We start from the raw sequence: 25,682 nt of genomic DNA, 5'->3' as shown, positions 1-25,682 counted from the left end.
CCGGAACACCCGGCACACCCACACCCTCCGAACCCCCCTCACCCCCAGGACCCGGCACACCACCCACCACCCGCGAACCCGACACCCACACACCACCCACCACAACCACCACCCACTCCCCCACAACCCACCACCACAACAGTCCGAAAAAACTAACAACACACACCACCACAAATACGACCATCACACCCCCAACACCCCCACAACCACCCACATAGCCCACACCCTCAGGTGAGCGTCACGCCGCCGAGCTCCACGGCACCTCGCCCCCGAGCCCGGTCGCGGAAGCCGGCCCCGCCCCGCGCCCCTCATCTCCAGGCAAATTCCCGGCCAAGAATTCAAGGCGCCGCCGCCGTATCCCCCAGCGGCTCAATGCCCCATACACACAACAGGTCGGCCGACCTCTTTTGCCGATGCGGCGCCACTCCCCAGTCGCCCCTTGGCATGCACCGGACGCCAAGGCCGCCGACCCCGATATCGGCCCACCGGCACAGCCGTTGACCAGATCTCGACGTTTCGGACGGAGCGGCTCCGTTGCGGGCCCCGGCCGACTTGGATTGAGTGATCGCCAAGGTCTACGCTGAAACTGGTTGCCCCAGTCAACCGATAAGCACGACCTATGGACCCGCCGACGTGCGGAACGGCACGCCGACATCGGGAGGGAATTCACGCATGACCGTCGCTACACAGCACTTCCGCACGTACGTGGAGCGGAACCTCGACGCCCTGGGAGCGGATCCCGGCCGGGAAGCGGTGAGGCACCACGGTCGGCACCTGACCGCGGGCGGGCTCCGTGACCTCGTCTACCGGATGGCGCGGGCGCTGCGCGCCCAGGGTGTGAGCCGCGGACAGACCGTCACCCTGCTCAGCGGCAACCTTCCGGAGACGATCGCCGCGCGCTACGCCGCCAACCTGATCGGCTGCCCCGTCAACCACCTCTACAACAAGCTGTCGGCCGAGGTGCAGGCCACGATCATCCGCGACATCGAGACGCACGCCCTGATCGTCGATCCCGCCTACGCCGGGCGCGCCGCCGAACTGGCCGACCGCGTCCCGGTGAAGGCGGTCCTCACCCTCGGCCTTGCCGAGGTGGGCACCGACCTGCTGGAGCTGGCCGCCGGGGAGTCGGCCGAGCCGTTCCTCGGCGACGCCCGCCCGGAGGACATCTGCACCATCCGCCACACCGGTGGCACCACCGGCCACCCGAAGGCCATCTGCACCTCCTTCGAGCAGGGCCCGGGCTTCGACGACGTCATACCGGGGTGGGACGGGCCGGTCCGCTACATGCTGTGCACCACGCTCGCCCACGCGGGCGGCCTGCTGGCGGACTACGCGCTGCGCAACGGCGGCACCGTACGGCTCATGGACGACTTCGACCCGGCCGCCGCGCTCGCCACCATCGAGCGGGAGCGCATCACCCACACCTTCCTGCTGCCGCCCCTGCTCTACCAGCTGATGGACCACCCGGACGCCGCCCGTACCGACACCTCCAGCCTGACCCACCTCTGGTACGGCGGCTGCCAGTCCTCACCGGCCCGGATCGCCGAGGCCGTGCGGCGCTTCGGCCCCGTCCTCCAGCAGTTCTACGGGCAGAACGAGGCCGGCGGGATCAGCCTGCTCTCCGCCGAGGACCACGACCCCGAGCGCCCGGAGCTGCTGCGCACCGCCGGGAAGGTCCTGGACGGTGTCGAGGTCGCCATCCGGGACGAGGACGGCCGTGACGTGCCGAACGGGGAGCTGGGTGAGATCTGCGTGCGCTCGTCCAGCATCATGCAGGGGTACTGGAAGCAGCCGGAGCTGACCGCCGAGGTTTTGCGGGACGGCTGGCTGCACACCGGGGACATCGGCCACCTGGACGACGAGGGGTACCTGACCATCGTCGACCGGCTCAAGGACATGATCGTCGTGGTCGGCGGGCACGTGTACACCACCGAGCTGGAGGACCTGCTCAACTCCCATCCGCAGGTCCGGCAGAGCGCCGTCTTCGGCGTCGCGGACGAGCACCGCATGGAGCAGGTGCACGCCGTCGTCGTCCGGGCGGCGGGCAGCGAGATCGGGGAGCAGGAGCTGCGCGCCATGGTGAACCGGGAGCGGGGCGCCATGTACGAGCCGGCGCGCATCACGTTCACCGACGCCCTGCCGCTGACCGACGCCGGCAAGCCGGACAAGAAGCTGTTGCGCCGTCAGGCCGAGGCCGTCGTCGCGGCCTGACCGCGAGCGGCCCGGCCCCCTTATGGTTCCCCTGGCCGCGTTCCAGGGGAACCGGGGCACGTCGGCGGAGCCGTCTCCCGGCGGCCGGGAGACCGTCCCCGCGGCCGGAAACCGTCACGGACGGCGCGGCTCCGGGAGCTGGGGTGCGGCCCCGGGGTCGTCCGCGCCCGGCTCGGCGCGCAGTTCGGCCGCCACGGCGTCGGTGCGCGCCCGCAGGGCCCGTACCCGCTCGGCCGCCTCGGTGCCCGCCGCCGGCGCGGCGGCCGGCAGGACCGGAACGCCGTTGGCCCGGGCGGTGGCCACCAGACTGCGCATCACCTCGGGCTGCTGGGCCAGCAGGGCCGTGGTGAACATGTTGGCCCGCAGGGTCTTCTTGATGCCGAGCGTGCCCCGGTAGGAGATCTCGCAGGCGACCTCCGCGGCGTCCATGCGCTGCTCGGCCGCCTGCTCCAGGGCGGCGAGCATGACGGACGCGAGGCCCTCGACCACCTTGGTGACCGCCCACTTGCGGCCCGGGAGCGGGGGGAGTAGATCGCGGATGCGGTCGACCTCGGCGTCGAGGGTGTCGGTGGTCATGGTGGCGAAGGCGTCGTGCAGCTGGAGGTGGGTCACCTTCGACCAGGGGACGTCCTCGCCGTCGAAGCCGATGGACTCGGGTCCGAAGCGCAGCGCGCCGATGGAGTCCAGCGGGCGCAGGAGCCTCGCCGTGACCGCGGGCACCTTGGGGTGCCGGCCCACCAGGACACCGAGGGAGAACTCCCACTTCCGCTCGGTGGGCGCGTCGGGCACGGGCAGGGAGCGGAGCACCGACACCACCCAGTCGCCGGATGCCGTGGTGCCGGCCCGGCCGGCGTCGAGGCCGCGGTTCACCACTCCCTTCCCGGCGGCGACCGCCTCCTTGCCGACGGCGACGGCCGCACTCACCGAGTCACCCAGGCCCTTGACGCGATCACGTATCCCCATGCCCCTGCACCCTGCCTCACCTGCGCTGTTCCCTTGCTGCCCCGCTGGGCGGCGATACTCTACCCACGCTCCGGGGCCACCGTGGACCGTGTGTTTGCCCGGTGTGCCGGGGACTCGGCTAGCCTGTGGGCACAATGAACCGTTTGACGACGTCATGGGGTGAGTACGACCTCACCCGCTTCCCCGAGGACCCGCGCGACAGGCTCCGTGCCTGGGACGCCGCCGACGAATACCTGCTGCGCCACCTCGAGGGAATCGACGGCCCTCCCACGGATCTGTCGGGCACCGTGGTCGTGGTGGGTGACCGGTGGGGTGCCCTGGTCACCGCCCTCGCCGCGCACCGTCCCGTGCAGATCTCCGACTCCCATCTCACGCAGCAGGCGACCCGGGCCAACCTCCGGCGCAGCGGGGCCGCTCCGGACGCGGTGCGGCTGCTGTCGACGCAGGACGCGCCGCCGGAGCGGATCGATGTCCTGCTGATCCGGGTGCCCAAGAGCCTCGCGCTCCTGGAGGATCAGCTGCACCGGCTCGCCCCGCACGTCCACGCGGGCACGGTCGTCGTCGGCACCGGGCGGGTGACGGAGATCCACACCTCGACGCTCAAGCTGTTCGAGCAGATCCTCGGTCCGACGAAGACGTCCCTGGCCGTGAAGAAGTCGCGGCTCATCTTCTGCTCGCCGGATCCGGAGGCCGTCCCGGCCCGTAACCCGTGGCCGCACACCTACGCGCTGCCCGACGGCATCGGTGTGGTCTCCGGGCTGCCCGTGACCAACCACGCGGGAATCTTCTGCGCCGAACGCCTCGACATCGGCACCCGGTTCTTCCTGCGGCACCTGCCGGAGCGGCACGGGCGGGAGCGCGTCGTCGACCTGGGCTGCGGCAACGGCGTGGTGGGCACGGCGGCGGCGCTGGCCAACCCGGCGGCCGAGGTGGTGTTCGTCGACGAGTCCCACCAGGCGGTGGCCTCGGCGGAGGCGACGTTCCGGGCGAACGCGGGCGCGGCCGCGCCGGCGGAGTTCCTCGTGAGTGACGGCATGTCGGCGGTGGCACCGGGCTCGGTGGATCTGGTGCTGAACAATCCGCCGTTCCACACCCACCAGGCGACGACCGATGTGACGTCCTGGCGCATGTTCGCCGGAGCGCGGGACGCGCTGCGCACCGGTGGTGAGCTGTGGGTCGTCGGCAACCGCCACCTCGGTTACCACGTGAAGCTGCGCAAGCTGTTCGGCAACAGCGAGGTCGTCGCGAGCGATCCGAAGTTCGTCATCCTGCGGGCCGTCAAGCGCTGATCCCCGCGCGGAGGCTCCTGCTCGGTGCGCGGCGTGCGCCTCGGTGCGCCCCCGCGTGCGCCCGCTCCTGGGGCGCCTGCGGAGTGGAACCGTGTGGTGCGTCCGTGACGGAGGTCAGCGGCTCGCGAGAGCCCGGCCTGGAGGAGGCAGCATGATTCACATCAGTGAAACCCTGGCCGTCCAGACGGTGGAGGACTTCCTCGGCGCGGAGGAGGTGTCCCGGCTCAACAAGGTCATGGACAGCGAGGCGGCCGGGTGGCGCCCGCGCAGCCAGGCCGAGATCCTGCCCGCGCCGGCCCTGGCCGAGGAGATCCTCACCCAGGCCGTGGCCCGCTCGCTGCCGGCGATCCGCCGCGTCATGCCGTCGATCGCCGGTGCCGCGCCGTGGGGCTACACCGTGCTGACGGCGGGTCAGTGCGTGCCGACGCACCTGGACGGCATCGTCGGCGCGCGCACCGCCCCGCGCCGGATCGGCCGGATCGGGGTGGTGATCGCCGAGGCGGCGGAGGGCGGCGAGTTCTACGTCGAGACCACCGCCGACCCGGCGCCGTGGACCACGACCGTGCTGGGCGAGGCGGACGGCTATGTGCCCGGCACTCCCCTGGCCCGCAGCCTGCCGCACGCGATGGCCGGGGATCCGCATGCCCGCGAGGCCCGGTGGCTCGCCGCCGTGGACCGCACCCGGTGGATCACCCACGCGGGGGCGGGGGTCGCCGTGGCCTACGGGGCGCAGCTCATCCACGGGGTGACCCCGGTCGTCCGGGGCCGGGTGCGGAAGTTCGTCGCGGACCTCCTGGACACCGCGGCGCTCTGAGAGGGACGCCCCGGCCGACGGGGTGGAGCAGTGGATTCTGTTGATCGGGGTCTGTGATCCAGATCATGTTTGAGGCTCTGGTGAATCGACTCGGCGTCAGCCACCACCGTGGCATGATCATGCAGATCATTACCGGCGGGTAGTCACTTGCCCGTCCGATGCCGTGTGATGCGGCCCGAAGGTGTCGTCTCCCTCGGGCCGTCCCCACCTCACGCCCCCGAGGATCCACTGTGCGCATGACCACCAGGTCCATCGCTTTACCCGCTCTCTCCGCCGCCGCGTCCCTCCTGGTCGCGGGGTGCTCGTCGGCCGGTCCGTCCGGCACCGGGGCCGCCGGGAATCCGGAGCCGGCGGCGGCCACCGCGGCCGCCCCGGAGCAGCAGCTCGCCGTCCGGGCCGCTCCCCAGGGCGGCGCGGCGGCCCCGAGCGCCGTGGCCCGGCCGCAGGGCGGTGGCCGGACGGCACAGAAGTCGTCGCTGAAGGTCGCCTCCTTCGACCGCCGCAGCGGACACGCCGTCATCTCCCAGTCGGCCAAGCCGGGGAAGCCGTCCCTGGCCCACCCGTCCGCGCCCGCGCCCAGCGGCTCCGCCGGTGCGCCGGAGAACACCCCCGTGGCCGTCGGTGACGTGATCGCCAGCGCGCCCGCGCCCGGCGCTCCCGACGGTGTGCTGGCCAAGGTCACCCAGGTGCTGGGCAAGACCGCGAAGGGCACCGAGGTCAAGACGGCCCCGGCCACCCTCGGCGCGCTGCTGGGCGACTCCAAGGCCGACGGCCGGGTGCCCGTCGACCCCTCGACGGTCACGGTCGAACCGCTGGTCCAGGGCACGAAGGTGTCCTGGGCGAAGACCGGAGACGTCCGCTTCGGCCCCCAGGGCGCGAAGGTGCCGCTGGGCAACCTCCGCATCGACGTGGGGACTTCGATAGCCACCGCCAAGGACGCCCCGGCGTCGGCCTCCGCCTCGGCGGCGGGGTTCGTCCAGCTGGCCCCGGAGGTCGACTTCTCTTACAACGGCACCGGGTCCGCGACAGCGGGCTCGCCGGGCGGCGCGTCCCTGGGCTTGTCCGGCGACTGGTCCTCCCAGTGGGAGCTCAAGGGCCAGGCCGCGGGAACCACCCCCGGCGGCAAGCCGCTGCGGGTGCCCTTCGCCAAGCTGAACGCCTCGCCGGTCATCCAGGTCGGCCCCGTGCCCGTCGTGGTGAACCTCGGTCTGACCTGCTACTTGCAGGTCGACGCCGACGGCCGCATCAACGTCGACATCAAGCAGGACCTCAAGGGCGACTTCCGCGTCGGCGGCAGCTACCAGCGCGGCAAGGGCTGGACGCCGGTCAACCGCGCCGACATGAAGGCCACCGCGCCCCGCGCGACGGTGTCGGCCGCCGGCAAGGTGAAGGCCGCGCTCGGCGCGGAGGCGTCCGTGGGCCTCTACGGTGCCGTCGGTGTGACCGCCGACCTCGCCCCGTACCTGCGGGCGGAGGCCGAAGGACAGGCCACCGCGGCCACCGACGGCAGCGCTTCCGCCGCCGGCAGCTGGAAGGCGTTCGGCGGGGTGGATCTGACGGGAGCGCTCCAGCTCCAGCTGAAGATCTTCGACACCCCGGTCTTCCAGAAGCCCATTCCTCTGGGCGCCTGGAACCGGGAGTGGAAGCTCGCGGAGGGCGCCGGTTCGGTGTCCACGGCGCGGAAGCCCCGCGGCTGACGGGCACTCACCAGGGGGTGAGCGGCGGGGATCACCGCCGCTCACCCCCTGGGTCGTCCCTGTGCCGCCCCCACACCGGGGAGGGAACAGCTCCGTCCCCGCAGAAGTTGCCCGTACGCACGACAAGTACCACCGTGAAGGAGCAGGATGTTCGCGAAATCGCTGGGTGACGACGGTGCCGAGCTGCGGCCCCTGGAACCGTGGAACGCCGAGGAATACCTCGCCCACATCGACCGGTCCCGCGCGTACATCGGCCGCTTCATCGCGCTGGCGGACGTCGCCACCGACCTGCCGTCCGCCAGGGCGTTCCTCCAGGCGTACGCCGACAAGCAGGCCGCCGACAGCGGCCGTATCTACGGCATCCACCTCGACGGCACGCTCGTCGGGGGTGTCCTCTTCCGGACCTTCGACGCGGCGGCCGGCACATGCGAGGTCGGCTGCTGGCTGGAGGAGTCGGCCGTCGGGCGCGGGCTGGTCTTCCGCGCCATCCGGGTGCTGGTCGACTGGGCGGTCGACGTCCGCGGGATCCACCGCGTGGAGTGGCGGGCCGACACCGGGAACACCGCGAGCCTCAAGGCCGCCGAGCGGCTCGGCATGACCCGCGAGGGCGTGCTCCGGGGAAGTTCCCTCCACCGGGGCACGCGCCGTGACATCGAGGTCTGGTCGGTCCTGGCCCCGGAGTGGCGCAAGCACCGGCACGAGTAGTCGGCGTACGGGAAATCGGTGATGCCCGGCGGGCGGTCCCGCGCCGCCGAAACATCGGCAGGCTCAGGCTGGGCCTGCCGATGTTTCGGCGGCGGTGACGTGGACCTCGGTCGCGCCGAGGACGCGTCCGTTTGCCTGGACCTCGATGCGGTGCGGGCCGGGGTGGATCGTGCGGACCGAGAGGCTCTCGAACCGGTGCCGACGTGAGAAGTGGACCGCCTGGCCCGCGGGGAGGTCCCGGACGGTCAGCTTGAACACCTTGCCCGCTTTCGGGCCGCGAACCCCTTGGTAGTGGACCAGGTAGTCGATCGCCGCTCTCGTCGCGTCGGTGGCGTGCAGTGTGAAGGTGACGGTGGTCGCCTCCCCGATGGAGAGGGTGGGGGGTGAGCAGGCGAGGTCCGTGATCTCGATCGCAGCTTGGTGATCGAACCCGAGAACCGCGAGAGCCTCCGGGTGTCCTCGCTTGACGAGTGTGCGCAGGCCGTGGCGTACGACGAAATCGCCCTGTGTGCTGCCGCGGAGCCATCGCCGGGCGGTGGCGAGGGCGAGGTCGGGGTGATCCTTGCTGATGTCGTTGAGGTGGTTCGCCACGGAGCGGCGCACGTAGAGGGACTCGTCGTTGACGAGGGGCTCCAGGAGTGCCAGCGCGGGGGCGGGGTCGGCGATGAACCGCGAGAGCTGGGATGCCCAGGGCAGCCGCGGGCGCGTGCCCTCCGAGACGAGCCGCCGAACGTGTTCGTCCGGGTCGGTGGTCCACGCTTTGAGCTGGTCCATCGTGACCTCGTAGTGGGCTTCGACGAACGGTCGGACAGCGAACTCGGCGGTATAGCGGGAAGTGAGCGCGGCCAGCAGCGGCAGCGCGACGTCGGGCCGGTCCAGCAGCGCCGAGGCGACGTAGGCGTTGACGGGCATGGAAGCCCACCCCGTGAGGCCCCCGCCGTCGAGGGCGCCACGGATCACCCGGCCGGCTTCCTCGGGGGACGCAGGCATCGTCGCCGCGAGGGCACGGGCGATCCAGTCGATACGGGCCTTGAGCTCCAGGTCACCGATACCGGTGCCCGCGAGCTGCTCGAACTCCGTCCGGTCGAACGAGGCCGAGGCACTCGCGAGGTCACCCGCGAGACGCCTGATGAGCTCCGGCGACAGTTCATTCTTGAAATCGGCCATCTCAATGCCCGCCCACGGTCACGTCGAGGACCTCGGGCGCTCGCCCCGTGCAGCTCTCGGCCGACGGGAGGAGGGGTGGGAGCGGTATGAATCTTGACCTGGGCATCATGGTTTCGAGTCTGCCAGGGACCACTGACACGCGGTCTGACCTCAGGCGCTCCGAGCTGCGACGACACCCGGCCGGCGGCTCGCCGTCGGGCAGGTCCGCTCACCAGAATCTCTGATCCGCGAGGTCGCGCAAGCGCGGGGCGAAGCGCCACCTGCTCACACCCGAAGCACCGGGAGTCCATGGGGTGACCCCCGGGGCTGCGAGGGGCCGGGGCGTGGTCGGGGCTCGTCCCGCCCGTGCCACCGGGCGCGCGGCGTGACGCCGTGTGCGTGAGGGGATCGCCGCCCAGAGCGGACGGTGGGCGGCGAGGGGATAACCCGCTCCTCGCCACTCTCAAGGTATAGCGCACCAGGGGGCTTGCGGCAAGGCCCGGGGGGTGGCGCAGAATAGCCCGATCAAGGCCAGGACCTGCGAAAACATCAGACTCGCCCCGTGCGTGTGCTGCTGTCGACGCCCTGGGCCCGCGGTGCGGTGGCGGGCGCTCGGCGCGGAGGCGCGGGGGTGCGCGCCACCGGACCGGGTGCGGTCGGCCGGGATGCGACCTGGTTTTTTCATTCGAGTGCTGGGGGTTTCTATGTATGACGTGATCGTGGTCGGTGGCGGACCGACCGGTTTGATGCTGGCCTGTGAACTGCGGCTGCACGGTGTGCGGGTGGTCGTGCTGGAGAAGCTGACCGAGCCGACCGCGGAGTCCCGCGGGCGCGGTCTGCACGTGCGCAGCGTCGAGGTGATGGACCAGCGCGGTCTGCTGGAGCGGTTCCGCGAGGTCAGCGAGCCGTTCTCGGTCGGCGGTCCGTTCGCCGCCTTCCCCACGCCGTGGCCGGAGCAGATGGACACCGCCCACCCGTACGGCCTCGCCATGCCGCAGCCGGTCACCGAGCGCGTGCTGGGCGAGCGCGCCGTCGAGCTCGGTGCCGAGATGCGCCGCGGCTGCGAGGTGGTCGGGCTGAGCCAGGACGAGGGCGGGGTGACCGTCGAGCTGGCCGACGGCACGCACCTGCGCTCGCGCTACGCCGTCGGCTGTGACGGTGGCCGCAGCGCGGTGCGCAAGCTGCTCGGCGTCGGCTTCCCCGGTGAGCCCCCCACGGTCGAGACGCTGCTGGGTGACCTGGAGGTGACCGAGGACCCGGCGACGGTGGCCGCCGTGGCGGCCGAGATCAGCAAGACCTGCGTGCGGTTCGGCGTGATCCCCAACCCGGACGGGACGACGTACCGCGTCATCGTGCCCGCCGACGGGGTGGCCGAGGAGCGTGCCGCGCCGACCCTCGAGGAGTTCAAGCAGCGGCTGCGGGAGGTCGCGGGCACTGACTTCGGCGTGCACTCGCCGCGCTGGCTGTCCCGGTTCGGCGACGCCACCCGGCAGGCCGAGCGCTACCGCGTCGGCCGGGTGCTGCTGGCCGGCGACGCGGCGCACATCCACCCGCCGGTCGGCGGGCAGGGGCTCAACACGGGCGTCCAGGACGCGTTCAACCTCGGCTGGAAGCTGGCCGCCGCGGTGGGCGGCTGGGCGCCGGAGGGGCTGCTGGACAGCTACCACGCCGAACGGCACCCGGTGGGCGCCCGCGTGGTGAGCAACACCCGCGCGCAGAGCGTGCTGCTGAGGACCGACGCGGGTGCCGTGGCGCTGAAGGAGATGTTCGCGGAACTGCTGGAATTCGAGGTCGTGAACCGGTACGTGACCGAGATGATCACCGCGGTCGGGGTCCGCTACGACTTCGGTGACGGTCACGAACTGCTCGGCCGGCGGATGCGGGACGTGCAGCTTAAGCAGGGTCGCCTCTACGAGCTGATGCACGGCGGCCGCGGCCTGCTGCTCGACCAGACAGGCCGGCTTTCGGTGGCGGGCTGGGCGGACCGGATCGACCACGTCGTCGACGTCAGCGAGGAACTGGACGTGCCCGCGGTGCTGTTGCGGCCGGACGGCCACGTGGCGTGGGTCGGTGAGGAGCAGCAGGATCTGCTCGGCAATCTGCCGCGGTGGTTCGGCGCCGCCACCGGCTGAGCCCGTAGTCGTCGTCCTCACCGGACTCCGGCCCTCCCGGGGGTGCGGCCGTAGCCGGTGAGGGCGGGCGCACGGGTTCGTCACCCGCCAGTCCTCCGGGTGGTCGAGGGCGCTCCGCGCGACGCACCGGGCGTGCGGGGCACCCCCGGCGGCGGCACGTGCCCCGGGGCGGTAAATCGGTGTGCCGGCCGGCGCATCGCTGTGATCATGAGCGGGACACCGGCCCCGAACCTCTGAGGAACCGCCCGCCATGCCTGCGCCTGCCGACCCGACCGTCCTCCATCCGATGCCCGGGCAGCCCCGGGTGGTGCTGCTCAAACCCCTGGTGACGTCTCCGCTGATCGAGGTCGGGGAGTACTCCTACTACGACGACCCGGACGACCCGACCGCCTTCGAGACGCGCAACGTGCTCTACCACTACGGGCCGGAGAAGCTGGTCATCGGCAAGTTCTGTGCTCTGGGCACCGGGGTGCGGTTCCTGATGAACGGCGCCAACCACCGCATGGACGGCCCGTCGACCTTCCCGTTCCCCACCATGGGCGGCTCGTGGGCCGACCACTTCGACCTGCTCACCGGCCTGCCGAACCGCGGGGACACCGTCGTCGGCAACGACGTCTGGCTCGGCAACGGCGTAACGGTGATGCCGGGCGTGCGGATCGGGCACGGCGCGATCGTCAGCGCCGGTGCCGTGGTCGTCTCGGACGTGCCCGACTACGGAATCGCCGGCGGCAACCCGGCCCGGCTCATCCGCACCCGCTACAGCGACGCGGACGTCGCCCGGCTGCTGACCGTCGCCTGGTGGGACTGGCCTCCGGAGCACCTCACCCGGCACGTGCGGACGATCATGTCGGGCAGCATCGCCGACCTGGAGGCCGCCGCCCCGGAATAATTCGCGTGCCCGGCCGCCCGGCAGCGGGCTAGAGTCCCGGGCATGCATCTCGTTCAGATCTACGGCTGACACGGGCGGGGCCTCGCCCCCTCCTCGCACCCCTGTGCCGCCCCGCCGGGCTCCGCTCCGGCGCGGTGGGCGCGCGGGCGCGCCGTGTCCTTCTCGCCTTTCCGCCGTAGACCTGAAACGAGTGATCCTCCATGTCCCGCCGCCGTGCCCATATCGCGATGGTCGGCATTCCGGCCGTCAGCCACGTCCTGCCCGGCCTCGGGGTCATCCGCGAGCTGGTGGCCCGCGGCCATCGGGTGACCTATGCCAACGACCCGGTGGTCAGTGACCTGATCGCGGTCACCGGCGCCGAGCCGGTCCCCTGCTCCTCCGTGCTGCCGGTCGCCGACAACAACTGGCCCGACGACCCCGTCGCCGCGATGGACCTCTTCCTCGACAACGCCGTCGGGGCCCTCCCCCAACTGCGCGCCGCTTACGACCACGACCCCGCGGACCTCTACCTGTACGACATCGGCGCCTACGCCGCGCGCGCCCTCGCCGAGCGGCAGGGCCGCCCCGTCCTGCAGCTGTCCCCGACGTTCGTGGGCTGGAAGGGCTACGAGCAGGACGTGGCGGCACACCTGTGGCAGCTTCCGGGCGCCGACGCCCACCGGGCGAAGTTCGCCCGGTGGCTCATCGACAGCGGGGCGTCCACGACCGACGTGGGCGCCTTCTCCGGCCACCCCGCACGGGCCCTGGCCCTGATCCCCCGGGCGATGCAACCGCACGTCGAACGAGTGGACACCGACGCCGTGACGTTCGTCGGCCCCTGCCTCGGCCCGCGCGGGGACGAGGACAGCTGGACGCGTCCCGCCGACGCCGAGAACGTCCTGCTGATCTCCCTGGGCTCGGCGTACACCCGCCGGCCGGAGTTCTACCGCCAGTGCCTGGCGGCCTTCGGCGAGCTGCCCGGCTGGCACGTCGTCCTCCAGATCGGGAAGTACACCGACGCGCGGGAACTGGGGAACATCCCGCCCGACGTCGAAGTGCGCTCCTGGGTGCCCCAGCGGACGATCCTGGAGCAGGCGGACGCCTTCGTCACCCATGCGGGCATGGGCGGCTGCGGTGAAGGGCTGCTGGCCGGTGTTCCCATGATCGCCGTCCCGCAGGGCGCCGAGCAGTTCATGAACGCCGACCGTCTCGTGGAGCTGGGCGTCGCCCGCCGGATCGACACCGCGGACGCCACGGCCGAGGCACTGCGAAGCGCCCTGTTCGCACTGGTCACCGACGCCGAGGTCGCGCGCCGCTCGGCGCGGCTCCGGGCCGCTACGCGAGCCGAGGGCGGCACGGCGCGGGCCGCCGACCTCGTCGAGCAGATGCTGAGCTGATCCCCGCGGGCGTGCCCCTGCCGTGCCTGCGCGGACTCCAGGGGCACGCACAGCGGGTGTCAGGCGGACAGGGGCTGCTCGGCGCAGTCGGCGCCCTCGACGGCGGCCGCGGCCAGTTCGTCCAGGGACAGGTGCAGCACGGAGGCCAGGGCCGCGACCGTGAAGAAGGCGGGGGTCGGCGCCCGGCCCGTCTCGATCTTCCGCAGGGTTTCCGCGGACAGCCCGGCGGCCGCGGCGATCTCCACCATGCTGCGGTCGCCGCGGGCCCGGCGGAGCAGCAGGCCGAAGGTCTCCCCGCGCTGCCGCTCCCACGGGGTCAAAGGAGTTCTCACCATGACCGTGATACTAATACCGGTATAAGAATTGGTTCCACGCGACTCGGGGAGTTTCACACACATGGTGGAGATCAAGACCGACGGAGAGCTCGACGCCATGCGCGAGGCGGGACGCGTCGTCGCCCACGCGCTGGCCGCCGTCCGCGAGGCGGCGGGCGTGGGCGTGCGGCTGCGGGAGCTGGACGAGGCGGCCCGCGCGGTGCTGGACGAGGCCGGCGCGACCTCGCCCTTCCTGGGCTACCGGCCCTCCTTCGCGCCCGTTCCCTTCCCGGCGGTCATCTGCGCCTCCGTCAACGACGCCGTGGTGCACGGCATACCGGGCGAGGACCGGCTGCGGGACGGCGACCTCGTCAGCATCGACTGCGGGGCCCACCTCGACGGCTGGACCGGCGACGCGGCCATCAGCTTCACGGTCGGCACCGCCCGCCCCGCGGACACCGCCCTGATCGCGGCCACTCAGCGGGCCCTCGACGCGGGGATCGCGGCGGCCACCGTCGGCCACCGCATCGGTGACATCTCCCACGCCATCGGCACGGTCGCCCGTGCGGCCCGCTGCGGAATGCCCGACGACTTCGGCGGGCACGGCATCGGCCGCCGCATGCACGAGGACCCGTCCGTCCCCAACTACGGCCGCCCGCGCCGCGGACTCCCGCTGCGGCACGGCCTGGTCCTCGCGATCGAGCCGATGCTGATGGCCGGGGGCCGCACCGACTACCGCACCGACCCCGACGGCTGGACCCTGCGCACCACCGACGGAAGCCGGGCCGCGCACATCGAACACACGGTGGCCGTCACGACCGAGGGCCCTCGTATTCTGACGCTGCCCTGACCGGGGCCGCGACCCTGCCGGGCCGCGTCCCACCGACGCGCAGGTCCGTCAGCGCCGGCGCCGAGACCTCCGGAAGGGCGCGCCCCTAGGACGAGAACTGCCGCATCAGCCGCATCCCCTGAGCGGGTGTCATGTGTGGCAAGTACGCCTTGCTGATGGCCCTGGTGATGGCCGGGAGCGCCGCCGGGTCCGGGTAAACCATGTACATCGGGCGGTACTGCGGTTGAAACTTGGCCTTGAAGGCCAGCAGGGAGCGGAAGCCGTAGACCGGTTCGAGGACCTTGCCGCCGTAGTCGAGGACGCGTTGCAGCGCGGCGGCCGGTTCGCCGGTCTCCTGGCGGGCCAGTGGGGCTCCCGAGAGGCTGAGGAAGCGGGCGCCCTCCTCCTTGAAGCCCAGGGCCGCCGAGGCGATCAGGAACTCCATGGAGCCCCGGAACCCGCCGGCCCTGCGCCGCATGAAGTCCAGGGTCCAGCCGACCGGTTCACCGGCCTCGTACACCGGCAGCCAGCTCGTGATGCCGTGTACCGTCCGGTCGGCGTCGACGGCGAGCAGGCAGCGCACCGCCGGGTCGTCGAGTTCGTCCAGGCCGCCCAGGGTGAAGCCCATCTCCGGCAGCCCCTTGTCCGCGACCCACTCCTCGGAGATCGAGCGCACCTGGTCGGTGAGGGCCACGGGGGCGTCGGGGTAGGACCACCACTCGGCGGTGATGCCCTCCTTCTTCGCCTTGTTGAGGGCGGTGCGGACGTCCTGCCACTTCTTGCCCGTGAAGGCGAGGTCGGGCAGCGGGACGACGGTGTCCTCGGCGACCTGTACCGACCGCCAGCCCAGCCGCTCGGCGGCGTGGAGGGTCTCGGCGCCGACGCTGTAGAAGCACGGGGTCCAGCCGCGTTCGTCGCAGTGGCGGGAGAAGCCGGCGACGGCGTCCGCGCGGGCGTCCGGCGCGCCGAAGGGGTCGCCGGTGGTCAGGGCCACCGTGGCGACCACCCGGTAGGCGACGGCGGCCCGGCCGCGGGCGTCGAACCAGTAGTAGTTGCCGTCCCACGTCGTCAGGTACGACAGGGTCGAGCCGCCGTGGGCGATGAGGAGTTCCCGGGCCCGGACGGCGGCGTCCGCGTCCGTGTGCAGCCGGGTCCGGCGGAAGGTGAAGAGCAGCGCGACCAGGGTGACCGCCCAGAAGAGCAGGCCGCAGTACTGGTAGAGGGCCTTCGCCGTGCCGCCCACGGGGATCGGCGAGTCGGTGAACTCGTCGAGGAAGGCGGGCGGGAGGAACACCGACGCCAGGCCGCCGAACAGCAGGCCGGGGGTGGCGTCGGGGTCGTACTGGTCGCGCGCGGCATAGCCCAGGCCCACGTACGCGGCGCAGGCCAGCAGGAAGGTGCCACCGGTCACCGCGCCCAGCTTGGCGACCGCGGAGCGGGGCAGCCGCAGGTCGAAGCGGGAGCGGGTGACCACGAGGAGCAGGAGGACGAGGACGGGCAGGAGCATCTGCTCCACGAAGCTCTGCACGTAGCTCACGTGGTCCGCCGGCACGGCGCCGTACGCCCGTGGGTCGCTGAGGAAGTCGTTCAGGAGGTAGCCGAGGAGGGCGATCCAGGCGAGGTGGACGAGCACGGCGAGGCTCCAGGCCGGTCTCAGCCCGCGGCGCAGCCCTTCGGCGAGGACGAGGAGCAGGAGGGGCACCAGGGCCGCCATGATGATCGACGGTGAGTGGTAGAAGTCCTGGATGGCGTGCTCGGAGTGGCAGTCGAGGGTGGAGGTGGCACAGGCGTCGGCCACTTCCTCCGCGGTGGGCTGGATGGAGACGTAGAGGTTTTCGAAGGAGTTGAAGGGGCCGTAGGCGTCCCGGTAGAGGATGGCGATCATCGGGCCGATCGCGGAGGCGGCCACGACGAGTGCCACCAGGACGCGGGCCTCGGTGTGCGAGGAGCGCCGCAGCCGCACGGGGCCCGAGCGGTGGTAGAGGGCGGCTCCGGCGGCCAGTCCCACGACCACGCCGCCGAACCGGACGACGCCTTGGAGGTGGCCCACGTACAGGGCCATGACCAGGGCGAACGCGACGATGCCGAGCCGTACCCGGCGGCGCCACAGGGCGGTGAGGCGGTAGCTGAGCACACCGCCGACGGCGAGCGCCCCGACGGTCGGGGTGACCGCGAGTTCCTCGGTGAGGCTCTCGAGCCACTGCTCGCCCGCGGCGGAGCCGAGCTCGACGATGCCGATGCCCAGCAAGGTGCCCAGGATCTGTCCGCCGAGCAGGACGGCGGCGGTGCGGGCGACTCCCAGGCGCCGTTCGGCGGGGGTGACGAGGACGAGCACGATCAGGGTCGCGCCGATGTAGCCGCCGAGGCCGGGGCACCACAGCATCGAGGTGGCGGGGGTCCACCAGCGGCCTTCCGCCAGTGCCGCCGCCCCGGCGCCGAACCGCTCCAGGCGGTGGCGGCTCGGGCCGCTGCCGAGGCTGCCCGTGACGCCGCCCACGATCCACAGGACGGCGAGGAAGGCGAGGGTGAAGGGGGCGTGGCGGACGGGCGCGAGCAGCCGGTCGAGGGTGGTGCGCCAGGGGTGGCGGTTGTCGCCGACGCTGGGCGGGGGCGGTGGGGCGGTGGTGTCCGTCATCGGATGAGTCCGCTCTCCCGTGCCAGCCAGGGGAGTTGCTTCTCCAGGCCGGGCCGCCAGACCTGCCAGCTGTGGCCGCCGGGGAGCTCCACCCACCGGGCCCGCATGCCGGCCTTGACGGCGGCTTCGTAGACCTTGCGCTGCTGGGGGCCGTAGGTGCTGTCCCCGCTGCCCGCGATGAACGCGGCTTTGGTGTCGGGGAACTGCTGCCGTGCCATCACGTCGAGGGGGTTGACCTCGGCGAAGGCCGCGGCGTCGCCGCCGAACGCCTTGTCGACGGTCTTCTGCCGGCTGCCGAGGGTGGGGGCTTCCTGGCCGGAGATGTCGTTGACGATGCCGTAGACGCCGGGGGCGTTGACGCCGAGCTGAAGGGAGCAGGTGCCGCCGAAGGAGATGCCCGAGATGATCCAGGACGTGCGGTCGGTGGCGACCTGGAGGTGGGTGCGGATCCAGTGGGGGACGTCCGTGGCGAGGTAGGTCTGGACGTTGCCCAGTTTCGAGTCGAGGCAGAGCGTGTTGGCGAACTGCGAACCGAGCGGGTCGACGACGACGACCGCGGGGGCGAGCCCCCGGTGGTCGGCGGCGAAGGAGTTCATCATGTCGAGGAGGCGGCCGGAGTTGATCCAGTCGTCGGGTGATCCCGGCTGGCCGGCCATCAGGACGATGACGGGCAGGAGGGGGCGGGGGGAGGCCCGGTAGGCGGGCGGCAGGTAGACGTACGCGCCCCGGGCCTTGAAGCCGGACGTGGTGCCGGGGACGGACACCTCGGAGAGGGTGCCGTCCCCGGGGAGCCCCGCCGGGGGCCGCCACACCTCCGAGACGGCCTTGCCCGGGGGCACCCGCAGGGCGGGCTCCCGGCGCCCGGTGGCGTCGGCCAGGCTCGTTCTCTTCTGCAGCCAGGTGTTCACGGCGGTGCGGGCCGTCGGGTACTGGTCGAAGTGGCGGTTGATCTGCGAGGCGCCGAGGAGGAGGACGAGGAGCCCGGCCAGCGCGGCCGGGAGCCACAGCCGGGGGCGGAGCAGGGGGATGCGGAACGCGGCGAGGCACAGCCCCAGCACGGCGACGCCCGCCCAGAGCACCACGTCGGTGGGCAGGGGGTCGGGGAAGAGCTCCAGCCAGTCGTCCACGGCCGTCCGCAGCAGCCAGGTGATCAGTGCGGCCAGGACCACGGCGGCGGGCGCCCAGCGGATCCACCACCGGCGCTGCCGGGAGAAGAGGAGCGCCGCCAGCGCGCCCAGGCCCACGACCAGCAGGGTGAGCGGGATCCACCCGCTCACCAGGGACCAGTCCAGCGGGCCTGCCGCGATCCGCATCCGTCGCACCACGTCCGTAGGGGGATGGGGTGAACGGGCCGCTCTGCATTGAGCTACGGCCCCGCGGTGGAGCCGGGTGGACTTGAACGCACCATCTGCCCGTTCCTTCAAAATGCTACATATCAGTGTTTTTCCGGCAACTCCTGAGGCTCCGGCCGGCGCCCTGGAGCGACCGCGCCGGGCCGCTTCCACTGGCGGGATCCGGGCCTTGTGAGAGCCCGGGGCCGGGCGTTGGATACGCCTGGAAGCGTCCTCCATCGAAGGAGACGGCTCATGCCGACGGCAAGCGCTCTGGACCTCCCGAGAACCCCGACCGGCTTCCAGCAGGTCTTCCACGCCCTGCGGGCCCACACCCCGCGGCGTGGGGCGAGGCTGCCCGCGGAACCGCGCTGGCGCAGCGACTTCATCGACCGGGACGCCACCGGGGCGCGCGTGGCCCTGCAAGAGTTCGGCTACACCGCCCGGGAGCTGAGCACCTGGCGCGGCAGGACGGACGACACCGCCGTCGTCGGCCCGTTCCGCCTGCTGACCGAGGAGGGCCTGGGCCGCCTCACCGAGGTGTGCGAGCAACTGGAAGGGGCCGCGCAGCGCACGCGCTTCATCGCCACGCGCCGGGTGCGCAGCGCCGATCTGCTGTCCCCTTTCATCAACAACATGATCCGCGACCGGGGCTTCCTGCTGACCTGCTCGCGTCTGGTGGGGGTGCCCCTGATCCCCCACCCCCTGCGGGTGCCGACGGCGCAGATCAACTACAGCAACGGGCGGGGCGGTCCGGAGATCGTGCGCTGGCACCGTGACGGGATGGACTACGTCTTCACGGTCCAGCTCAGCGGCTACGACGACTACGAGGGCGGGCGGTTCACCTACTTTCAGGGGCGCACGGACGAGTTCACCGGCGTGCGGGCGGGCGATCCCCGCCTCCGTGAGGCGCCGTGCGGGGACCGCGGGGCGACGCTGTTCCTCCACGGCAGCCGGATCTTCCACGCGGTCACGCCGGTGACGCGGGGGCGGCGGGTGACCTTGGTGATCTCCCTGTTCTGCCCGTACTTCGCGCGGCAGGACTCCAACACCTTCTGGCACCTCGCGGGCGACGACGGGATTTCGGCGACGGTCCCGAGCTGGCTGCGGCTGAAGTGGCCCGTGCGCAACGCACCGGTGGATTTCAGTCTGCGGGCGGCGAGCCCCGTCATCACCTGGGACGACCTCGCCTGACTCCCGTTACGGGCCGCCGCCCCGGTGCCGCTCGTGCGCACGGCCCGGCCGGTGAGCCGGCCGGCCACCCTCATCCGCTCCCCCGCCGCTCGCGCACGAAGCCGGCGTACGTGCACGGGCGGGCGCCGGCGGCGAGGGCCGCGTCGAGCGCCGCGAGCGTGCTCTCCCGCAGGCCCTCGCGGGACAGGTCGTCCGCGCGCAGGGCGATCCGGAACGGCCGCCCGCGGCGCGCCCAGTGGCCGGCGGCGGCGCGCGTCAGCCGGGCGCCGGTCCGTTCACCGGCGCCGCCGGGCCGGTGGGACAGCACCGGCGCCCGGTGGCGGGCCCCGCTGATCAGGTCGTGCACGGCCAGAGGGCCGGTGGTGTAGTCGAGGCCGAGTTCGTGCAGGGCCGCGAAGGTGCCCGGGGAGGCCGGGCGGCCCGGTGGCACGAAGCCGGCCGGGGCGATCCCGAGAGTGGCGAGCGCGGCGAGCCCGCGGGTCAGGCGGTGCAGGGCCGCGGTCCGGTCGACGGCGCGGAACTCGGCGCAGCCGCGGGCCAGGAGGGCGTCCGCCCACCGGTGGTGGGCGGCGCAGCCGGTGGCGCCCCGGCGTTCGAAGCCGTGCAGGGCGAGCTCGTGGCCGCGGGCTTCGGCGCGGCGCAGGGCGTCGACGAGGCCGGGGTCGTGACGCAGGCAGGGGCCGTGCCGGGGGTCGGGCACCAGCAGCAGGGTGGCGGGAACGCGGCGCTCGTCGAGATCGCGCAGCCAGCCGCAGGTCTGCTCGGCGGTGGCGGGAGCGACGCCGTGGACGGCGACGAGAAAGAGCCCGGCAGTCATCGGCCCCCCTTGACGACACGTCCGCACACCAGCCCGCCCCCGGGGCCCGGAACCAGAAACGGCGCGACGGGGACGCGCTCGTCCAGATCGCGCAACCAGCCGCAGGTCTGTCCGGCGGTGGCGGGAGCGACGCCGTGGACGGCGACCAGGAAGAGCCCGGCAGTCATCGGCCCCCCTTGACGACACGTCCGCACACCGGCCCACCCCCGGGGCCCGGAACCAGAAACGGCGCGGTGGAGACGCAGCGCTCGTCGAGATCACGCAACCAGCCGCGCGACCGCTCAGCGGCGACGGCGAAGGGCCCGCCGCCGGCCCACCGGCCCCCGCCCCGGCAAGGCCGCGCGCCGCGGCCCTGGCAGCCTGGCAGCCCGGCGCCCCGGCCGCATCCGGTAGGGGCGCGGAGTTCCGGCGCGGCCACGGTGACACCCGGGCCGGGGCCCGTCCGCCGGCCGGAGAGGTGTGTCTCGGGCAGGCGGGCGCGCGCCGTCCCCGGGAACGGCTCGGCGACAACGGCGGTCCTCACGTGACCCAAGGATGGGGCCTGCGGGGGCTTTTCGACCCGCCTGACACGAGGGCGTACGAGGGCACGGGGGGCGGGCGGCGAGCGCCGGAAAGGCGCCCGCGCGACAGCCCGGCCGGGCCCGCGACCGGGCCCGGTGAGGGGACGCCGCGCCACGGCCCGGGCCTCCCAGGGCGTGTCCGCACAGTCCTGTCCGGCCCACGGCGCCCGCCGGGGAGCTCGCCGCTGTGCCGGGCCCACCCGGGTACGCCGGCACGAGGGCGGTCCTCCGCCGCGCGCCACGCCCTCCGGGCGTACCGCGCGACCTCGCGGCCACGCCCTAGGGTGGCCAGTCATGACCCACGCCCCGGACGGGGACGGGCCGCCGCAGGCCCCGCGTCTCCCCCGTCTCGCACGCCGCCTCGTCGTGGCCGCCTACGTGCTGCTCGCGATGGCGGTCACGCTGGATCTGGCGACGAACCCCGAGTGGACGCTGTCCCCGGTTCTCGCCACCGCGCCCGTGCTCGCCAGCATCGGCACCCGGCGGGCCCGGGTGCCGATGCTGGCGGGCCTGTCGGCCATGGGGCTCGTCCCGCTGCTCGCGCTGTTTGATCCGGGGGTGCCCGTCTCCGTCCACATGACGTCGGGTTTTACCGTGCTGGCCATCACCTGTGTGAGCACCGCCAACGTCGTCCTGGTCGCGACGCGGGAGCGCCAGCTGCTGCAGTCCCGCTCGGTCGCCGAGGCGGCGCAGCGGACGCTGCTGCGCCCGCCGCCGGAGCGGATCGGGCCGCTGCGGACGGCGGTGCGGTACCTGGCCGCGGCCGCGGAGGCGCGGGTGGGCGGCGACCTCTACGAGGCACTGGCCACCCCGTTCGGGACGCGGCTGCTCATCGGCGACGTGCGGGGCAAGGGCCTGGCCGCCATCGAGACGGCGGCCGACGTGCTCGGCACGTTCCGGGAGGCGGCCCAGGTCGAGCCCGATCTGGCCGTCGTGGCGCGGCGTCTGGACGCGGCCGTGGTCCGGCGCCGGCCCGGCGAGGAGTTCGTGACGGCCGCGCTGGTGGGGGTGCCGGCGTCCGGGGGCCCGGCCGAGCTGGTCAACTGCGGTCACCTGCCGCCGCTGCTGTGGCGGGCCGGTACGGTCACGGAGGTGGAGACGCCCGTCCCCCAGCCGCCGCTGGCGCTGCTGGGCATGGTCGGCGACGCCTACCGCGGCCGGCCGTTCCCTTTCGAGCCGGGTGATCTCCTGCTGTTGTACACCGACGGGGTGACGGAGGCCCGGGACCGGGCCGGGCGCTTCTACCCGCTGGCGGAGCGGCTGGCCCGGATGCCGGAGGCGGCGCCGCCCGTGCTGCTGGACCGGATCGTGGCCGATCTCCTGGCGTACGCGGGCGGCGAGCTCTGTGACGACGCGGCCCTGCTGGCGGTGTGCCGGGAGCGGTGAGGGCGGCGCGCCGTCAGGCGGGCACGGCCGTCGTGGACATCTCCCAGTCGCTGATGCTCCGGTGGTCGTCGCGGCGTTCGGTGCGGTAGCGGCCCGCGGGGATGCCGTATTCGCGTTTGAAGGCGTGGGCGAAGGCGAACTGCGAGGTGTAGCCGACGCGCTGGGCGACCGCGGCGAGCGGGGCCTCGGATTCCCGCAGGATCCTGGCCGCGAGGGTCAGCCGCCACCAGGTGAGGTAGGTCAGCGGCGGCCGGCCGACCAGGGAGGTGAACCGGCGGGCGAACGCGGCCCGGGACAGGCCCGCCCGCAGGGCGAGGGATTCCACCGTCCACGGTCGCGCCGGGTCGTCGTGGAGGGCGTGCAGCGCGGCGCCCACGGCCGGGTCGGCGAGGGCTCGGCACCAGCCGGTGCCCGGCCGGGCGGACCGCTCCTCGTACCAGGCGCGCACCAGGTAGACGAGGAGCAGTTCCAGGAGCGCGGGCAGTGTGGTGGCCGCGCCGGCTCCGGGGGTGCGGAGTTCGTCGCCGAGCAGGGTGATGGCCGAGCGGAGCGACGGGTGGCCGCCGGGGCGGGCCGGCAGGTGGATGACCTCGGGGAAGTCCGCCAGCAGGGGGTGGGCCCGGCTCTGGTCCAGCCGGTAGGCGCCGCACAGCAGCACGGTGGGCTCGGCGGTGGTGGTGCCGGTCAGGGCGTGGGCCGTGCCGTGCGGCAGGAACACCGCGTCGCCCTCCGTGAGCGTCAGCGGTTCGCCGCCGCCGGCCGGCAGGAGCCGGCAGTTCCCGTGCAGGACGACGTGGAAGCCGGCGCCGGCGAAGGGCCGCAGGTCGGTGCGCCAAGATCCCTGACGGTCGGTCAGGGCCGAGTAGGGCCGTCCGCTGCGCAGGGCGGCGACGGCATCGCTGAGAACGTCCATGGGTCGAGTATGAGCGGGCCCGTCCGGCGGTCCGCCGGGAGGCCCGGCGAGACGATGACGTATAGAACGAGCACGACGGACTATTGGCCGTCTCGCCGCGATTGCCTAGCGTCGAGGCATGCAGACGATCACTTTGGGCGCGGTGGACATCACCCGCGTCGTGGAATGGCACGCGCCGGTCGCTCCGACCTCCGCCATCTTCCCTTCGAGCACTCCACAGATGTGGAAGGAGAACGCTTCCTGGCTGACGCCGGACTTCTGGGTTCCGGAGACGGACGAGCTGGTGGCCAACGTGCAGACGTGGGTGCTGCGCAGCGAGGGCCGGACGATCCTGATCGACACCGGGGTGGGTGACGACAAGGAGCGCCCGAACATGCCGGTCTGGTCCCACCTGCGCAGCGGCTTCCTGGACCGGCTGGCCGCCGCCGGGGTCCGCCCCGAGGACGTGGACGTCGTGGTGAACACCCATGTGCACTCGGACCACGTGGGCTGGAACACCCGTCTGGTGGACGGTGAGTGGGTGCCGACGTTCCCCAACGCCACGTACCTCATCGCCAAGGCCGACTTCGACTACTGGAACCCGGCCAACCGGCACGTCCAGCGCGGTGTCCTCGGTGACGTCACCGTGGCGCGGGCGGGCGGGGACATGTTCGAGGACAGCGTCGCGCCGGTGCACCGGGCGGGCCAGGTGCAGCTGTGGAAGGACTCCTACCGCATCGACTCCCACCTCGCCCTGGAGCTCGCCCCCGGGCACACCCCGGGCTCGTCCGTCGTGCGGCTGGCGTCGGGGACGGACCGGGCGCTGTTCATCGGCGACCTGGTGCACAGCCCGCTGCAGATAGCCGAGCCCGACTGCGACACCTGCCTGAGCGAGGACCAGGAGCAGGCCACCCGCTCCCGGCGCCGGATCCTGGAGGAGGCCGCCGACACGGGCGCGCTGGTGCTGCCGGCGCACCTGCCGGGCCACGGTGCGGCCGAAGTGCGCCGCGAGGGATCGAAGTTCGCCCTTACGCGGTGGGCGGCCTTCGACCGGACGCAGGGCGGGCCGGAGTCCTGGTGACGCCCGCGGGGCGGCAGGCATCCGCCTGCCGCCCCGCTGCGCGCCGGGTCCCGGCTACTTCCCTCCCTTGAGGGTGAAGGGCAGCTCCCGGGAGAAGAACGACACGTCGGCGTTGCCGACCGAGACGCCCGCGTCCGCGGAGGTCACCTCGCGCGGCGCGGAGGAGGCGACGGCCACCCGCAGGGTGTACACCGCGGTCGCGCCGGGGGCGAGCGGCGCCTTCGCGGCGGGGTGCAGCGCCGCGCTCATGCCGGGGTCGCAGCCCCCGGCGACGAGCGGGACGCGTTTCCAGCCGGCGCCGGGCCGGTACTGCTCCAGCTTCAGGTCCTTGGGCGCGAGGGCGTGGCCCTTGCCCTCGCCGAAGGCGAAGTAGGAGGCATTGAGGGCGGGGTAGGCCCGGTCGGTGGTGTTCTTCACCGTGACGGTGAAGGGCTGCGCCGGGCCGCCGCGGGTGAGGGCGGTGGCGGTGCGCCAGCCGCTGACGGAGACGGTGGGCCGGGTGGCGGTGGAGTGCCGGGCGGCGGCGCGGTGCGTGCGGCCCTTGCCGTCGTCGACGGACGCGGTGACGGTGAACGTGCCCGGCCGGTCGAGGTCCTGGAGCCGCAGGGCCACGGTGTGGGGGCGGGCGGCGCTCGCGGCGGCGGTGAGGGGGAAGGTGAAGACGCCGTGCCCGGGGCCGCCGGAGGTGTCGGACTTCAGGTCGGTCCAGCGGCGGGTCTCGGGGACGTAGCGCTGCACCAGCAGGGAGTCGGTGCCGAAGCCCCGGCTGCTGACGTCCAGGCGCACGGTGCCCTTGGAGACCGGTGCGCGCAGGGTGAGGGAGGACTGCGTCCACAGGCCGATGGGGGCCTGCGCCGGGAGGTGGTAGGAGAGCTTCTGCGCGGTGGTCCCGGCCGTGGCCCGCGCCGGGGCATCGGTGCGCGCGGTGTCGGCGGCCGCGGACGCCGCCGTGTTCCGCCCGGAGTCGCAGCTCTCCGCCGCCTTCGCGCCGGCGGCGGCCGGTATGGCGGTCGCCTGCCCCGCCGTCCCCGCGACCAGCGCGAGCCCGGCCACCAGTGCCATCGCCGACCCCGCGGCGGCGTGCCGCACGCTTCGCGACCGCCGCTGCACGACTCTCTGTGTCATTTACCGCCCCCTGCGTTCGGGTTGTCCGCACACTCGTACGTCTTCGGACTCGGAGATTGACTTCCGTAGCTGATGGTTCCCTCCATCACCGGAAATACTGCGAAACCCCTGGGAGGTGGCGCGCGTTGCCTCCCGCGGTGCGCCGCACGCACGGACGCGCGTGACGCATGCGTTCCCGGCCCGGCGGCATGACGGCGCGCCGCGGTGCCGCACGGCTCACCGTACTAGCGCGCACCCCGTCACCGTCAGCCGCCACGGCGGAAACCGCCTGCCCGGCCCCCGTGATCGCCACGTCC

General features: G+C 73.0%; 21 protein-coding genes. 12 read left to right on the top strand and 9 right to left on the bottom strand.

The genetic code is table 11. From position 1 onward, the window contains the following. Positions 1 to 672 precede the first annotated feature (672 nt). Positions 673 to 2,211 (top strand): AMP-binding protein, encoded by a 1,539-nt coding sequence (locus tag ABZ951_RS18470; protein WP_344093995.1) that lies wholly within the window; start codon positions 673 to 675, stop codon positions 2,209 to 2,211. Positions 2,212 to 2,325: 114 nt separating this feature from the next. Here ABZ951_RS18470 and ABZ951_RS18465 read toward each other — a convergent pair whose 3' ends face one another. After that, positions 2,326 to 3,174, bottom strand: a complete 849-nt coding sequence (locus ABZ951_RS18465; protein ID WP_344093997.1) for a hypothetical protein — start codon at positions 3,172 to 3,174, stop codon at positions 2,326 to 2,328. A 134-nt stretch (positions 3,175 to 3,308) separates the two neighbouring features. Here ABZ951_RS18465 and ABZ951_RS18460 point away from each other — a divergent pair, with 134 nt between their 5' ends. The 4 genes from ABZ951_RS18460 (at position 3,309) to ABZ951_RS18445 (ending at position 7,679) form a co-directional block, all read left to right on the top strand. Beyond that, positions 3,309 to 4,463 (top strand): methyltransferase, encoded by a 1,155-nt coding sequence (locus tag ABZ951_RS18460; protein WP_344093999.1) that lies wholly within the window; start codon positions 3,309 to 3,311, stop codon positions 4,461 to 4,463. 151 nt (positions 4,464 to 4,614) lie between these two features. Then, the gene (locus tag ABZ951_RS18455) at positions 4,615 to 5,277 is read left to right on the top strand and encodes a hypothetical protein (protein ID WP_344094001.1); all 663 of its coding nucleotides are present in this window, start codon (positions 4,615 to 4,617) and stop codon (positions 5,275 to 5,277) included. Positions 5,278 to 5,513: 236 nt separating this feature from the next. Further along, complete coding sequence (locus ABZ951_RS18450; RefSeq protein ID WP_344094003.1) at positions 5,514 to 6,974, top strand: hypothetical protein; 1,461 nt, start codon at positions 5,514 to 5,516, stop codon at positions 6,972 to 6,974. Between the two features lie 147 nt (positions 6,975 to 7,121). Then, on the top strand, positions 7,122 to 7,679 hold the full coding sequence (locus tag ABZ951_RS18445) for a GNAT family protein (protein ID WP_344094005.1): 558 nt from the start codon (positions 7,122 to 7,124) through the stop codon (positions 7,677 to 7,679). 63 nt (positions 7,680 to 7,742) lie between these two features. Here ABZ951_RS18445 and ABZ951_RS18440 read toward each other — a convergent pair whose 3' ends face one another. Then, positions 7,743 to 8,846, bottom strand: a complete 1,104-nt coding sequence (locus ABZ951_RS18440) for a DNA alkylation repair protein (RefSeq protein ID WP_344094008.1) — start codon at positions 8,844 to 8,846, stop codon at positions 7,743 to 7,745. 683 nt (positions 8,847 to 9,529) lie between these two features. Here ABZ951_RS18440 and rox point away from each other — a divergent pair. The 3 genes from rox to ABZ951_RS18425 all read left to right on the top strand — a co-directional run bounded on the left by rox (position 9,530) and on the right by ABZ951_RS18425 (position 13,222). Beyond that, positions 9,530 to 10,957: a rifampin monooxygenase gene (rox, locus tag ABZ951_RS18435; RefSeq protein WP_344094010.1), complete on the top strand. Its 1,428-nt coding sequence runs from the start codon at positions 9,530 to 9,532 to the stop codon at positions 10,955 to 10,957. A gap of 250 nt (positions 10,958 to 11,207) precedes the next feature. Then, a complete protein-coding gene (locus tag ABZ951_RS18430; protein WP_344094013.1) occupies positions 11,208 to 11,846 on the top strand; it encodes a CatB-related O-acetyltransferase in 639 nt (212 codons plus the stop codon). 200 nt (positions 11,847 to 12,046) lie between these two features. Further along, positions 12,047 to 13,222 (top strand): macrolide family glycosyltransferase, encoded by a 1,176-nt coding sequence (locus ABZ951_RS18425; RefSeq protein WP_344094016.1) that lies wholly within the window; start codon positions 12,047 to 12,049, stop codon positions 13,220 to 13,222. Positions 13,223 to 13,281: 59 nt separating this feature from the next. Here ABZ951_RS18425 and ABZ951_RS18420 read toward each other — a convergent pair whose 3' ends face one another. Then, on the bottom strand, positions 13,282 to 13,557 hold the full coding sequence (locus ABZ951_RS18420) for a helix-turn-helix transcriptional regulator (RefSeq protein ID WP_344094018.1): 276 nt from the start codon (positions 13,555 to 13,557) through the stop codon (positions 13,282 to 13,284). Between the two features lie 61 nt (positions 13,558 to 13,618). Between ABZ951_RS18420 and map the strand changes: the two genes are divergently transcribed. Continuing rightward, the gene (gene map / locus ABZ951_RS18415; RefSeq protein WP_344094021.1) at positions 13,619 to 14,386 is read left to right on the top strand and encodes a type I methionyl aminopeptidase; all 768 of its coding nucleotides are present in this window, start codon (positions 13,619 to 13,621) and stop codon (positions 14,384 to 14,386) included. Between the two features lie 85 nt (positions 14,387 to 14,471). Here map and ABZ951_RS18410 read toward each other — a convergent pair whose 3' ends face one another. Both ABZ951_RS18410 and ABZ951_RS18405 read right to left on the bottom strand, forming a co-directional pair. Further along, positions 14,472 to 17,000 (bottom strand): DUF2156 domain-containing protein, encoded by a 2,529-nt coding sequence (locus ABZ951_RS18410; RefSeq protein WP_344094023.1) that lies wholly within the window; start codon positions 16,998 to 17,000, stop codon positions 14,472 to 14,474. Then, on the bottom strand, positions 16,997 to 18,313 hold the full coding sequence (locus tag ABZ951_RS18405) for an alpha/beta hydrolase-fold protein (RefSeq protein ID WP_344094025.1): 1,317 nt from the start codon (positions 18,311 to 18,313) through the stop codon (positions 16,997 to 16,999). Before ABZ951_RS18405 ends, ABZ951_RS18410 begins: the two co-directional genes overlap by 4 nt. Before the next feature lie 273 nt (positions 18,314 to 18,586). Between ABZ951_RS18405 and ABZ951_RS18400 the strand changes: the two genes are divergently transcribed. Continuing rightward, positions 18,587 to 19,525 carry a hypothetical protein gene (locus ABZ951_RS18400; protein WP_344094027.1) on the top strand — a complete coding sequence of 313 codons (939 nt, stop codon included), beginning with the start codon at positions 18,587 to 18,589 and terminating at the stop codon, positions 19,523 to 19,525. Positions 19,526 to 19,595: 70 nt separating this feature from the next. Here the strand turns inward: ABZ951_RS18400 and ABZ951_RS18395 are convergent, their stop codons facing one another. Next, on the bottom strand, positions 19,596 to 20,342 hold the full coding sequence (locus ABZ951_RS18395; protein WP_344094029.1) for a DUF2334 domain-containing protein: 747 nt from the start codon (positions 20,340 to 20,342) through the stop codon (positions 19,596 to 19,598). Next, positions 20,339 to 20,509, bottom strand: a complete 171-nt coding sequence (locus tag ABZ951_RS18390) for a hypothetical protein (RefSeq protein WP_344094031.1) — start codon at positions 20,507 to 20,509, stop codon at positions 20,339 to 20,341. The genes ABZ951_RS18395 and ABZ951_RS18390 overlap by 4 nt, the downstream gene beginning before the upstream one ends. A 687-nt stretch (positions 20,510 to 21,196) precedes the next feature. Between ABZ951_RS18390 and ABZ951_RS18385 the strand changes: the two genes are divergently transcribed. Then, positions 21,197 to 22,288, top strand: coding sequence for a PP2C family protein-serine/threonine phosphatase (locus ABZ951_RS18385; RefSeq protein ID WP_344094034.1), 1,092 nt, complete (start codon positions 21,197 to 21,199; stop codon positions 22,286 to 22,288). Between the two features lie 13 nt (positions 22,289 to 22,301). Here ABZ951_RS18385 and ABZ951_RS18380 read toward each other — a convergent pair whose 3' ends face one another. After that, positions 22,302 to 23,201 (bottom strand): AraC family transcriptional regulator, encoded by a 900-nt coding sequence (locus ABZ951_RS18380; RefSeq protein ID WP_344094036.1) that lies wholly within the window; start codon positions 23,199 to 23,201, stop codon positions 22,302 to 22,304. A gap of 118 nt (positions 23,202 to 23,319) precedes the next feature. Between ABZ951_RS18380 and ABZ951_RS18375 the strand changes: the two genes are divergently transcribed. Beyond that, positions 23,320 to 24,261, top strand: coding sequence for an MBL fold metallo-hydrolase (locus ABZ951_RS18375; RefSeq protein ID WP_344094038.1), 942 nt, complete (start codon positions 23,320 to 23,322; stop codon positions 24,259 to 24,261). A 54-nt stretch (positions 24,262 to 24,315) separates the two neighbouring features. Here the strand turns inward: ABZ951_RS18375 and ABZ951_RS18370 are convergent, their stop codons facing one another. Further along, entirely contained in the window at positions 24,316 to 25,386 is a 1,071-nt protein-coding gene (locus tag ABZ951_RS18370) for a hypothetical protein (protein ID WP_361280244.1), read from the bottom strand. Between the last annotated feature and the right edge of the window lie 296 nt (positions 25,387 to 25,682).

Origin of the sequence: Streptomyces sp. NPDC046215, assembly GCF_040646215.1 — a bacterium.
Lineage (GTDB): Bacteria > Actinomycetota > Actinomycetes > Streptomycetales > Streptomycetaceae > Streptomyces > Streptomyces stramineus.
This window is presented reverse-complemented; position numbering and strand designations above follow the sequence as displayed.